Genomic DNA, 11641 nt, shown 5'->3' with positions numbered 1-11641 from the left:
AACTCCCTCTGGGGGGCGAAGTCTTCACCCGCCAGACGGAACACTTCGAGGTTTCGGCGTCACATGTGACGGGGATCATCGTCCCTGTCGCGAGTCCGGTCGTCGGCGCACCAGGATGCGGACCCCTCCCGGATTCGAGCGAAACTAGAACAGATACCAAACTCACCCGTAACTTGGATGTGACACGATTCGTTGTGTTCGTCACCGGCGCTTGAGGGAGCCGCCGGGGATGACACAGGGGAGAGCGACAGACAATGCCTGCGAGCAAGCCTGACAACAGGCCAGCACCGCGATCCGGACGCCTGCAGCGCGCCTCGGCGATCGTGCCGCTGGCGGTGCTTTCGGTGGCGTGGACGGCCAGCGTGGCGGGGATGGGCGCCACCTCGGCCGTGGCCAGCCAGCAGCAGCCGGCCGACCCGGCGATGCCGGACGGCACCACCGTGCCGACCCAGGCGATCGAGGCGCCGGCCAGCGTCTCCTCGCCCGGCGTGGTGGCCGACGGGCCCAACGCCAAGAAGGCCGCGCAGATCGTGCGCACCTCCTCCACCAACGGCATCCCCTCGGCGGCCTTGGCCGCCTACCAGCGGGCCGAGACCGTCATCAACGCCGCCGACAAGACCTGCAACCTGTCCTGGCAGCTGGTCGCCGCCATCGGTCGGGTCGAGTCCGACCACGGCCGCTTCGACGGCAACAGCCTCGACGCCGACGGCGTCGCCAAGCCCGGCATCTACGGCATCGCGCTCAACGGCAAGCGCGGCACCGCCACGATCCGCGACACCGACGCCGGCCAGGTCGACGACGACACCACCTTCGACCGGGCGGTCGGCCCGATGCAGTTCATCCCGTCCACCTGGTCGGTGGTGGGCGTCGACGCCGACGGCGACGGCAAGCGCAACCCCCAGGACATCGACGACGCCGCGCTCGCCTCCGCGGTCTACCTGTGCTCCGGCGACGACGACCTGTCCACCAGCGCCGGCCAGCGCGCCGCGGTGTTCCGCTACAACCACTCCACCAGCTACGTCGACCTGGTGCTCTCCATCATGGAGGCCTACCTCGACGGCGACTTCACCTCGGTGCCGAACTCCACGACCTCGGCCGGCTACTTCGTGCCCGACCCCGACTACACCGCCGAGGCGGGCGACCAGCCCGGGCAGGGCAACGGCGGCAACCAGGGCAGCAACGTCTCCACGAACGGTCCCGGTGACGGCGGCGGCGAGCAGCCTCCGCCGGCCGACCCGACCTCGCCGCCCAGCCAGCAGCCCGAGCCCGAGCCGGAGCCCGACGAGCCCAAGGGCCCGCTGCCGAGCATCCCGGTCACCGTGCCGCCGCTGCCCTCGACGTCGATCGAGCCGGTCGACGAGGTGCTCTCGTTCGCCCAGGCCGTGCTGCAGTGCACCCTCGACGGCTACGTCGACAACATCCTGAAGAAGGACGACCCCTTCGACAAGTGCGTCGAGGGCTACATGAACCCCTGACCGGGTGGCCGGCTCGTCGCTGCGCGATCAGCGGCGAGCCAGCAGCCGGGCCGCCTCGGCGGCCCAGTAGGTCAGCACCACGTCGGCGCCGGCGCGGCGGATCGAGGTGAGCGTCTCCAGGATCGCCGCCTCGCGGTCGATCCAGCCGCGCGCCGCGGCGGCCTCGACCATGGCGTACTCCCCGGAGATGTTGTACGCCGCGACCGGCACGTCGACCGCGTCACGCACCCGGCGCAGCACGTCGAGGTAGGCCAGGGCAGGCTTCACCATCACCACGTCGGCGCCCTGCTCGACGTCGAGCAGCGCCTCGCGCACGCCCTCGACCGCGTTGGCGGGATCCTGCTGGTAGGTGCGCCGGTCTCCGTCGAGGCACGAGTCGACCGCCTCGCGGAACGGCCCGTAGAACGCGGAGGCGTACTTCGCCGAGTAGGCCAGGATCGAGACGTCGGTGTGGCCGGCGCCGTCGAGCGCCGCGCGCACCACGGCGACCTGGCCGTCCATCATCCCGCTCGGACCGACCATGTGCACGCCGGCCGCGGCGTGGGCGCGCGCCATCTCGGCGTACACCGCCAGCGTGGCGTCGTTGTCGACCCGGCCGTCGGGCGTCAGCAGCCCGCAGTGGCCGTGGTCGGTGAACTCGTCGAGGCACAGGTCGCTCATCACCGTGAGCGCGTCGCCCACCTCGGCGACCACGTCGGCGATCGCGACGTTGAGGATGCCCGACGGCTCCAGCGCGCCCGACCCGACGGGGTCGCGGTGGGCGGGCACGCCGAAGAGCATCAGCCCGCCGATGCCCAGCTCGGCGGCCTCGGTGGCCGCCGCCCGCAGCGAGTCGCGGGTGTGCTGAACCACGCCCGGCATCGACCCGATCGGACGCGGCTCGTCGAGGCCCTCCCGCACGAACACGGGGAGCACCAACTGACGGGCCTCCAGCGCGGTCTCGGCCACCATCCGCCGCATCGCCGCACTGGTGCGCAGGCGACGCGGTCGGACGGTGGGCGGGGTGATCGGTGGAACCTGCTCGACCATGGTGCTGCCTCTCTCACCGGGTCTCGACTCGTCGGCGCTGGCACGCCTCCGGCTCGACCTACGACACTACGGCGGCGGTCACCGCGCTGCCTCACTCACCGGTGTCTCGACACGGCGCACGCTCCTTCGTGCCTCAGGAGCGCCGCCGGCTCGACCCCGTCGCCTTACAGCGACGCCTTCGCTTCGCTCGCGCGTCGACGGGAGGCGGGCTTGCGCTCCGACGGCTTGGTGACCGGCTGCCCGGCCTCGACCATGGCCGCCCGTCGCGCGGCACCGAAGTCGGCGAGCGCGTCGACGAGCACGTCGACGTCGGGCTTGGGAGCCATCACGTCGACCCGCAGCCCGTGCTCCTCGGCGGTCTTGGCGGTGGCCGGCCCGATCACCGCGATGATCGTCGAGGGGTGCGGCTTGCCGGCGATGCCGACCAGGTTGCGCACCGTCGAGGACGAGGTGAACACGACCGCGTCGAACTTGCCGGTCTTGATCGCGTCGCGGGTCGGCGCCGGCGGCGGCGCCGCCCGGACGGTGCGGTAGGCCGTCACGTCGTCGCACTCCCAACCCAGGTCGACCAGGCCGGCCACCAGGTTCTCGGTGGCGATGTCGGCCCGCGGCAGGAAGACCCGGTTGATCGGGTCGAGGACCTCGTCGTACTCCGGCCACTCCGCCAGCAGTCCGGCCGCGGACTGCTCGCCGGAGGGCACCAGGTCGGCGCGCAGGCCCCACGCCGCGATCGAGGCGGCCGTCTTCTCGCCCACCGCGGCGATCTTCAGCCCGGAGAAGGCGCGGGCGTCGAGGCCGTACTCCTCGAACTTCTCGCGCACCGCCTTGACGGCGTTCACCGAGGTGAAGGCGATCCACTCGTAGCGGCCCTCGACCAGGCCGCGGACGGCCTTGTCCATCTGCTGCGGGTTGCGCGGCGGCTCGACCGAGATCGTCGGCACCTCCTCGGGCACCGCGCCGTAGCCGCGCAGCCGCACCGACAGCGAGGCCGCCTGCTCCTTGGTGCGCGGCACGAGCACCCGCCAGCCGAACAGCGGCTTGGTCTCGAACCACGACAGCGTCTGGCGCAGGTCGACCACGTCGCCGACCACCGTGACCGCGGGCGGCGCCATCCGGGCGGCCCGGGCGTCGGCGGCGATGTGCTCCAGCGTGGAGGTGACCGTGGCCTGGTGGGTGGTGGTGCCGACCCGGGTCATCGCGACCGGGGTCTGCGGCGAGCGCCCCGCGGCGACCAGCTGCTTGCTGATCTCGCCGATCGCCCCGACCGCGGAGAGCAGCACCAGGGTGCGGTCGTCGGCGTAGCGCTTCCAGTCGACCTTGTCGCCGCAGGTCACCACGGTGACCTCGCGGTGGTCCTTGGTCGTCAGCGGCACCCCGGCGTAGGCCGGCACCGCGGACACCGAGGAGACCCCGGGCACGATTTCGAAGCCGATGCCGGCCTTGGCGCACGCCTGCGCCTCCTCCGGGCCGCAGGCGTAGACGAACGGGTCGCCGCCGATCAGCCGGACCACGCGCCGGCCCCGCTTGGCCTGCTTGACGACGACCTTGGCCCGCGCGGCGTGCGTGAGCGGCTGGCCGTCCTCGCCGAAGCCCCCGTCGACCAGCTCCGGGCCGACCGGCGTCGCCGCCTCGTCGGCATCCGGAACCGCCGGCTCGGGGAGACCGAGCAGCGTGCGGACCAGGTCGACGTGCTCGGGTGACTCGGTGACCACGACGTCGGCCTGCCGCAGCAGGTCGACGGCGCGCACCGTGAGCAGTTCCGGGTCGCCCGGGCCGCTGCCGACGAACGACACCCACCCACGGGTCGGGGCGGTCTCGTTGGTGGTGGTCTTACCTCGCGTCATGCGTTCTGCACCTGTTCTGCTGATTGTGCGGGTGTGTTGCTCAGGGCGGGGTCATGAAGTTCAGGGCGGCGGGCCGGCCCAGTCGGAGTCCTGGGGGGTCGGGACCGGGGGCGGGGCGGTGAGCTCGCCGGCACCGTCGTCGAGCATCTCCTCGGCGAGCCGGACTCCGAGTCCGACCGGGTCGTCGAGCCGGCCGCTGGCCGAGCGGCGTACGCCGAGCGCGCCGTCGAGCGACATCGCGACCGCGCGCACCCACAGCTCCTCGCCGTCGTCGCCCTCGACGACCTCGGCGAGCGCGCCGATCGGGGCCGAGCAGCCGCCTTCGAGCCGCGCCAGCACCGCACGCTCCACCTCGACCGCCGCCCGGGAGAGCGCGTCGTCGAGGACGGCCAGCTCTGCCGCCAGCGGGTCGTCGCTGCGGCACTCGACCGCCAACGCGCCCTGACCCGGCGCGGGCAGCACCTGCAGCGGGTCGAGCACCTCGGTGACCTCGTCGAGGCGGCCGATGCGGGCCAGTCCGGCACGCGCCAGCACGACCGCGTCGAGCTCGCCGCCGGTGACCTTGCGGATGCGGGTGTCGACGTTGCCGCGGATGCCGACGAGCTCCAGGCCCAGCCCCAGCGCGTGCAGCTGGGCGACCCGGCGCGGCGACCCGGTGCCGACCCGGGCCCCCACCGGGAGCTCACCCAGGGTCAGCCCGTCGCGGGCGACGACCACGTCACGAGGGTCCTCGCGGACCGGGACGGCGACCAGGGTGATGCCCTCGGTCGGATAGGTGGGGATGTCCTTGAGGGAGTGCACCGCGACGTCGACCTCGCCGGCCAGCAGGGCCTCGCGCAGTGCCGCCACGAAGACCCCGGTGCCGCCGGCCTCGGTGAGCGGGGTGCCGGCCACCTGGCTGCGGTCGCCCTCGGTGCTGACCTCGACCAGGGTCGCCTCGCGCCCCAGCCGCTCGCGGATCAGCTGCGCCACCTGCCCGGACTGGGTGGTGGCCAGCAGCGAGGCGCGGGTGCCGACGCGGATCGGGGAGCTCATGCGCGGCCCTCCCGTCGCTCGCCGGACTCGTCGGGCACGGTGGGCCGGGTGACGGCCTCGACCGCGTCCTGGTCGAGCGCGAACAGCTCGGCCAGCGCCGCGGCGTAGGAGATCGCACCGGCCTCGTTGGCCAGCTCCTTGACCCGCACCGTCGGCTCGTGCAGCAGCTTGTCGGCGACCCGGCGCAGGGTGTGCTGGACCTCGGAGCGCACCTCGTCGTCGAGGTCGGGCAGCCGGCCCAGGAGCCGCTCCATCTCGCCCTCGACCACCGAGGTGGCCATCGAGCGCAGCGCGACCACCGTCGGGGTCACGCTGGCCTGGCGGCGCGCCGCCAGGAACGCGGTGACCTCCTGGGTGACGATGCGGCGCACCTCGGCCACCTCGCGGCCGGCGTCGGTGTCGTGCAGGTCGGCGGCGAGGTCGGCCAGGTTGACCAGGCTCACTCCGGGCAGCCGGGACACCGCGGGGTCGATGTCGTGCGGCAGCGCCAGGTCGATCAGCGCCAGCGGCCGACCGTCGGGGCGGGCGTCGGCCACCATGTCGGCGGTGATCAGCACCCCGGTGGCGCCGGTGCAGGCGATCACCAGGTCGGCCTGGCGCAGCTCGACCGCGAGCTCGCCCAGCGGCACCGGGCGGGCGGCGTACTCACGGGCCAGGCGGGACGCCCGGTCGGCACTGCGGTTGGCCACCACGATCTCGGCGGCGCCCAGGCGGGCGACGGTGGCCGTGGCCAGCCCAGCCATGGAGCCGGCGCCCAGCACGAGCACCCGGCTGCCGGCGACCCCGCCCACCGAGGCGCTCGAGCGCTCCAGCGCCGCCGTGACGAGCGAGGGTGCGGCGCGGTCGATGTCGGTCTCGGCGCGCGAGCGCTTGCCGACCCGCAGCGCCTGCTGGAACAGCACGTTCAGCGACGGTCCGACCGTGCCGAGCTCCTGGCCCAGCCGCAGCGCCTCGCGGGTCTGGCCGAGGATCTGCCCCTCGCCGACGGCCATCGAGTCGAGCCCGGCCGCCACCTGGAACAGGTGGGAGACCGCGCCGTCGTCGTAGTGGACGTAGAGGTGGGGCAGCATGGCCTCGGTGGTCTGCCCGGCCCGCTCGACCAACAGCTTGGAGAGCTCCTCCACGCTGCCGTGGAAGCGGTCGACGTCGGTGTAGATCTCGAGCCGGTTGCAGGTGGAGATCACCGTCGCCTCGCTGACGTGCTCGCAGGCCGCCACGTCGTGCATGAGCTTGTGCACGCCGTCGCCGTCCAGCGCGACCCGCTCGAGCAGGCTCACCGGGGCGGAGTTGTGGGAGATGCCCACGACCAGCACGCTCATTCGGGGCCCCCGCGGAGGCGCGAGCCCTTCGGAAGGCTCAGGAGGGTCCGCAGCGAGCGCCTTCGTGGGGTGTTCATGCGGGTTCCCCCTGGGCCTTGCGCTGCTCGTGGTAGGCGAGGATCTGCAGCTCGATGGAGAGGTCCACCTTCCGGACGTCGACCCCGGCCGGCACCGTGAGCACCGTGGCCGCGAAGTTGAGGATGCTGCCGACGCCGCACGCGACCATCCGGTCGGCGACGTCCTGTGCGGAGCCGGCGGGCGTCGCGATCACGCCGATCGCGACGGCGTGCTCGCGCACGATCCGCTCCAGATCGTCGAAGGGACGCACCTCGATGCCGGCCACCAGCTCGCCGTGCCTGGCCGGGTCGGCGTCGAGCAGCGCCACCACCCGGAAGCCGCGGCTGCGGAACCCGGAGTAGTTGGCGAGGGCGTGGCCGAGGTTGCCGATGCCGACGATCACGACCGGCCAGTCCTGGGTGACCCCGATCTCCCGGGCGATCTGGTAGCGCAGGTAGTCGACGTCGTAGCCGACCCCGCGGGTTCCGTAGCTGCCCAGGTAGGAGAGGTCCTTGCGCAGCTTGGCGCTGTTCACGCCGGCCGCGGCGGCCAGCGCCTCGCTCGAGCAGGTGCTGGTGCCCGCCTCGGCGAGCGAGGTGAGCGCGCGCAGGTAGACGGGGAGCCTGGCGACCGTCGCCTCGGGGATGTCCCGAGAGCTCTCGGTGGAAGTCCGTGCGGTCAAAGCTCTTCTCTCCAGGCCACAGGTCGCCGGACGCGGGGGTGACGGCGCTGGGAACCGCCATCCCGGAACCGGGGGGCGACTTCACTGTATGAGTTTGTGAACGCGAGAACAAACCGGTCTCAGGGGCGCCGGCAGGCGGGCGGGAGGTGCTGTGATATCGGGCACGTCGCCCCCGTCGGCCGGCATTGGCACCGTCTCCCCGGGCGGCGGGAGGGCCTCGGCAGGCGGGTCGCGAGGCCGCTCCGCGTCGTACGCCGGAGAGCCGGGCCGCGGCTCAGGCGCCGGTCAGCGCGCGCCGGAGCCGCTGCTCGTCGACGCGCCAGAAGGAGTGCTGGCGCCCGTCGACGAAGGTCACCGGGATCTCCTCGGCGAACCGCTCGAGCAGCGCCGGGTCGTCGAGGATCGACTGCTCCTCGAAGCGCTCACCGAGGTCGGAGCAGACCGCGGCGATCACCGCCCGGGCGTCGTCACACAGGTGGCACCCGGGTCGGGTGTAGAGGAGCACCCGGGCCGGGCCGGGGTCGGTGCTCACGCGGGGCCCGCGTCTGTGTCGGCTCCGGGACCGGCTTCGGGACCCGCCTCCAGCAGCCCGAGCGAGCGACGCCGCTCGATGCCCCGCAGCCGCCCCTTCTGCACCTTGCCGGTCGCCGTCATCGGCAGCTCGTCGACCACCTCGATCCGGCTCGGCCACTTGAACCGGGCCAGCCGGGTGGCGCAGTGGGCCCGCACCGCCTCCGCCAGCTCCTCGGGGGAGCCGGGTCCGGCCCCTCGGACGTAGGCGACCACCGCCTCGCCGGTCTCGGCGTCGTGAACGCCGATCACCGCCACGCCCGCGACACCCGGCACCTCGGCGATCACGTCCTCGACCTCGACCGGATAGACGTTGAAGCCGGAGACCACCACGAGGTCCTTGAGCCGGTCGACCAGGGTGAGGTCGCCGGAGGCGTCGAGGAAGCCGACGTCGCCGGTGGCCCACCAGCCCTCGTCATCGGGCGCGCCGGCGCCGTCGGGCCAGTAGCCCCCGAACAGGTTGGCACCACGGATCCAGATCTCGCCGGGGTCCTCGCCCTCGGGCGGACGACCGGAGTCGTCGACCAGCCGGATGTCGATGCCCGGCAGCGCCGACCCCACCGATCCCGGTCGCGGGTCCGCTGAGCAGAGCGTGCTGGTGACCACCGGGGCCGCCTCGGTGAGCCCGTAGCCCTGGTGGACCGGCAGCCCGGTGCGAGCGGTGAACTCCTCGACCAGCTCGGCGGCCAGCGGCGCCGACCCGGACAGCACCAGTCGCACCGGGCCGAGGCGGTCGGCGAGGTCGGGCTCGGCCCGCCAGTAGCCGAACACCGGCGGCGCCACCGGGAGCACGCTGCACGCCTCGTCCTCGATCAGGTCGAGGACGTCGTGGGGGTGGAACCGGTCGACCAGCACCAGCTTGGCGCGGTGCCGCAGCACGCCTCCCAGAACCGCGTTGAGGCCGTAGACGTGGAAGAGCGGGAGCACGCCGAGCACCACGTCGTCCCCGTGGATCATCGGCGGCCGGACCTCGGCCACCTGCTCGATGTTCGCGAGCAGCGCCCGGTGGCTCAGCATCGCCGCCCGCGGCCGGCCCGACGCGCCGCTGGTGTAGAGGAGCGCGGCCAGCTTCTCCGGGTCGGGCAGCAGCGGCAGCCGCGCCGCCGGCGCCTCGCAGAGCTGGCGGTAGGTGCGCTCATCCGCCTCCGGCTCGACGTCGACCACCACGACCCGGGGCGGCACCGCCCGACGCAGCAGGTCGGGGTCCAGGCGGTCACCGGCAGCGGAGTCCCGGTCAGCCGGTTCCTGCGCCCCCTCCGGCGTCTGCCCCAATGCCCGTCGCAGCAGGGCAGCCGCGGCGCGGACCGGCTCCACCGTCGAGGCATCGGCGACGACGAGCCGCGACCCCGAGTCGGCGATCATCCGGGCCAGCTCCCCCACGGTCGACCCCGGGTTGACCGGCACCGCCACCGCCTGGGCCCGCAACACCCCCAGATAGGTGGTCACGAACTCGAGCCGGTTGCCGAGCGCGAAGAGCACCCGCTGGCCCGCCAGCACGCCGGCGTCGACCAGCCCGTGCGCCACCCGGGACACCTCGTCGTCGAGCTCGGCCCAGGTGCGGCCGCGGCCGCCGGGCTCGACCACGGCCAGCCGGTCGGGGGCCTCGCCGGCAGCGCGGGCCACCAGGTGGGTCAGGTCGCTTCGGTCCGCGGCCGTGGCGTCGGAGGACATGCCGGGATGGTCGCACACCGTGCCGAGCCTCGGCAGGCCCTCGCCGCCCGGTCGCGGCCGTCCGAGGGGCTGGGACGCCGGCCGAGGAGGCCCTACGCTGGCCGGCGTGACCCGGCCCGCGGAGCGTCCTCGCCCGCTGATGAACCTCCAGCAGCGTTCGGCGCTGGCCGGAGAGGCCGCGGCCGCGGCCGCCGAGGTCGAGGCCGCGCTCGACACCCCCGCCGATCCCACGGCCGCCGCGTTCTTCGACGTCGACAACACCGTGATGCAGGGTGCGAGCATCTTCTACTTCGCTCGTGGCCTCTACCGGCGCAAGTTCTTCACCACGCGGGAGATCCTGGGCGCGGTCTGGAAGCAGGCCTACTTCCGCCTCGTCGGGGTCGAGGACCCCGAGCACGTGGCGGAGGCCCGCGCCTCCGCCCTGGCGTTCATCGCCGGGCACACCGTCGCCGAGCTCGAGGAGCTCGGCTCGGAGATCTTCGAGGAGGCGATGGCCCACCGGATCTGGCCCGGCACCCGCGCGCTCGCGCAGCTCCACCTCGACCAGGGCCAACGCGTCTGGCTGGTCACCGCCGCGCCGATCGAGCTCGCCTCGCTGCTGGCCCGGCGGCTCGGGCTGACCGGCGCCATGGGCACCGTCGCCGAGCACGTCGACGGGGTCTACACCGGCCGCCTGGTCGGCGACCTGCTGCACGGGCCCGCCAAGGCCGAGGCAGTGCTGGCACTCGCCGAGCGGGAGGGGCTCGACCTGGCCCGCTGCTCGGCGTACTCCGACTCCTACAACGACCTGCCCATGCTCTCCCTGGTCGGCGACCCCTGCGCGATCAACCCCGACGCGCGCCTGCGACACCACGCTCGCGAACAGCGGTGGCGGATCCGCGACTACCGCACCGGACGCCGGGCCGCACGAGCCGGGCTCGCGGCCGGCGCCGTCGCGGGCGCCGCCGGCGGGGCGGCCGCGGCGCTCGCCGCGCTCCGGTCCCGGGAGCGCTGACCGGCCACATCGGACCCGCGCCGGGCACCGGCGCGCCTGCGGCTGGGCCAGACCAGCCGAGATCGGTGGTTTGTCCACTCCCTGGTCAGGGAAGTGTGACCGACGTATCATCGTCGGGCTCGGGGGTTCGCAACGGGAGGGTTTGGCAGCGGCATGCCGTACCACGGTGAGGGTCACGCGCTGGGCTGGGAGGCTCTGCGTCGCGCCGTCGCGGTCGCACTCAGCGCCCCGGCGCAGCTCTCTCCCGCCCCCGCCGGCAGCGCCTCGATGCTGTGGTCCGAGGCCAAGGGCGCCCCGCCCGGCACCGTCGTGGCCGGCCCCGCCTCGACATCGGCCTCCCACGGCGGCGACGGCTTCGACGACGCCGAGCTGGCCGTCTCCTCGGAGGAGTCCGAGAGCGAGCGCACCCGACTGATCGCCCTGGTCGAGCTGGCCCGCAAGGGCGACACCGAGGCGTTCGGGCTGCTCTACGACCACTACCAGCCCTCGGTCTACCGCTTCCTCTTCTATCGCACGCGGTCCGCGGCGCTGGCCGAGGACCTCACCTCCGAGACCTTCTTCCGAGCGCTGCGGAGCATGACCGGCTTCCGGTGGCAGGGCAAGGACTTCGGCGCCTGGCTGATGACCATCGCCCGCAACCTGGCCACCGACCACTTCAAGGCAGGGCGCACCCGCCTCGAGCTGACCACCGAGGACATGGGACAGCACGACGACTCCACCGAGGGGCCCGAGTCGGCCGTCCTCGCCGGACTCACCAACGAGATCCTGCTCCAGGCCCTCACCCAGCTGCCCAACGAGCAGCGCGACTGCCTGGTGATGCGCTTCCTCCAGGGCATGAGCATCGCCGAGACGGCCGCCGTGCTGGGCCGAAGCGACGGCGCGGTCAAGCAGCTCCAGCTGCGCGGGGTGCGCAACCTCGCCAAGCTGATGCCGGAAGGGATTCGCGGCTCGTGAGCACCGTAACC

10 protein-coding genes are annotated in these 11641 nt (G+C 73.5%); 3 read left to right on the top strand and 7 right to left on the bottom strand.

Translation table 11 applies throughout. The features are described 5' to 3' along the window. The first annotated feature begins 371 nt into the window (after positions 1–371). On the top strand, positions 372–1475 hold the full coding sequence (locus D6B71_RS06435; protein WP_240641180.1) for a lytic transglycosylase domain-containing protein: 1104 nt from the start codon (positions 372–374) through the stop codon (positions 1473–1475). A 27-nt stretch (positions 1476–1502) separates the two neighbouring features. On the opposite strand, the gene hemB is transcribed toward D6B71_RS06435, so the two are convergent. The 7 genes from hemB to D6B71_RS06400 all read right to left on the bottom strand — a co-directional run bounded on the left by hemB (position 1503) and on the right by D6B71_RS06400 (position 9682). Continuing rightward, entirely contained in the window at positions 1503–2504 is a 1002-nt protein-coding gene (hemB, locus tag D6B71_RS06430) for a porphobilinogen synthase (protein ID WP_206051601.1), read from the bottom strand. 164 nt (positions 2505–2668) lie between these two features. Then, positions 2669–4348, bottom strand: coding sequence for a bifunctional uroporphyrinogen-III C-methyltransferase/uroporphyrinogen-III synthase (locus D6B71_RS06425; protein WP_121253234.1), 1680 nt, complete (start codon positions 4346–4348; stop codon positions 2669–2671). A 60-nt stretch (positions 4349–4408) separates the two neighbouring features. Further along, positions 4409–5383 (bottom strand): hydroxymethylbilane synthase, encoded by a 975-nt coding sequence (hemC, locus tag D6B71_RS06420; protein ID WP_121253232.1) that lies wholly within the window; start codon positions 5381–5383, stop codon positions 4409–4411. Further along, positions 5380–6702 (bottom strand): glutamyl-tRNA reductase, encoded by a 1323-nt coding sequence (locus D6B71_RS06415; RefSeq protein ID WP_121253230.1) that lies wholly within the window; start codon positions 6700–6702, stop codon positions 5380–5382. The genes hemC and D6B71_RS06415 overlap by 4 nt, the downstream gene beginning before the upstream one ends. Before the next feature lie 73 nt (positions 6703–6775). After that, the gene (locus D6B71_RS06410; RefSeq protein WP_121253228.1) at positions 6776–7441 is read right to left on the bottom strand and encodes a redox-sensing transcriptional repressor Rex; all 666 of its coding nucleotides are present in this window, start codon (positions 7439–7441) and stop codon (positions 6776–6778) included. A 274-nt stretch (positions 7442–7715) separates the two neighbouring features. After that, the gene (locus D6B71_RS06405) at positions 7716–7973 is read right to left on the bottom strand and encodes a glutaredoxin family protein (protein ID WP_121253226.1); all 258 of its coding nucleotides are present in this window, start codon (positions 7971–7973) and stop codon (positions 7716–7718) included. After that, on the bottom strand, positions 7970–9682 hold the full coding sequence (locus tag D6B71_RS06400) for a class I adenylate-forming enzyme family protein (RefSeq protein WP_121253224.1): 1713 nt from the start codon (positions 9680–9682) through the stop codon (positions 7970–7972). Before D6B71_RS06400 ends, D6B71_RS06405 begins: the two co-directional genes overlap by 4 nt. 106 nt (positions 9683–9788) lie before the next feature. Here D6B71_RS06400 and D6B71_RS06395 point away from each other — a divergent pair, with 106 nt between their 5' ends. Both D6B71_RS06395 and D6B71_RS06390 read left to right on the top strand, forming a co-directional pair. Further along, positions 9789–10676 (top strand): HAD family hydrolase, encoded by an 888-nt coding sequence (locus tag D6B71_RS06395; RefSeq protein WP_476739131.1) that lies wholly within the window; start codon positions 9789–9791, stop codon positions 10674–10676. 153 nt (positions 10677–10829) lie between these two features. Continuing rightward, a complete protein-coding gene (locus D6B71_RS06390; protein ID WP_121253222.1) occupies positions 10830–11630 on the top strand; it encodes a sigma-70 family RNA polymerase sigma factor in 801 nt (266 codons plus the stop codon). The last annotated feature ends 11 nt before the right edge of the window (positions 11631–11641 follow it).

The organism is Nocardioides ferulae (assembly GCF_003660455.1).
In the GTDB taxonomy this organism is placed as follows: Bacteria; Actinomycetota; Actinomycetes; order Propionibacteriales; family Nocardioidaceae; genus Nocardioides; species Nocardioides ferulae.
The sequence above is the reverse complement of the archived record's forward strand: the minus strand, read 5'-3'. Positions and strand labels throughout refer to the sequence as shown.

Coding starts and splice junctions, on each gene's coding strand:
- hemB (WP_206051601.1), bottom strand. CDS start 2,504: ATGGTCGAGCAGGTTCCACCGATCACCCCGCCCACCGTCCGACCGCGT.
- D6B71_RS06425 (WP_121253234.1), bottom strand. CDS start 4,348: ATGACGCGAGGTAAGACCACCACCAACGAGACCGCCCCGACCCGTGGG.
- D6B71_RS06390 (WP_121253222.1), top strand. CDS start 10,830: ATGCCGTACCACGGTGAGGGTCACGCGCTGGGCTGGGAGGCTCTGCGT.
- hemC (WP_121253232.1), bottom strand. CDS start 5,383: ATGAGCTCCCCGATCCGCGTCGGCACCCGCGCCTCGCTGCTGGCCACC.
- D6B71_RS06415 (WP_121253230.1), bottom strand. CDS start 6,702: ATGAGCGTGCTGGTCGTGGGCATCTCCCACAACTCCGCCCCGGTGAGC.
- D6B71_RS06400 (WP_121253224.1), bottom strand. CDS start 9,682: ATGTCCTCCGACGCCACGGCCGCGGACCGAAGCGACCTGACCCACCTG.
- D6B71_RS06435 (WP_240641180.1), top strand. CDS start 372: ATGGGCGCCACCTCGGCCGTGGCCAGCCAGCAGCAGCCGGCCGACCCG.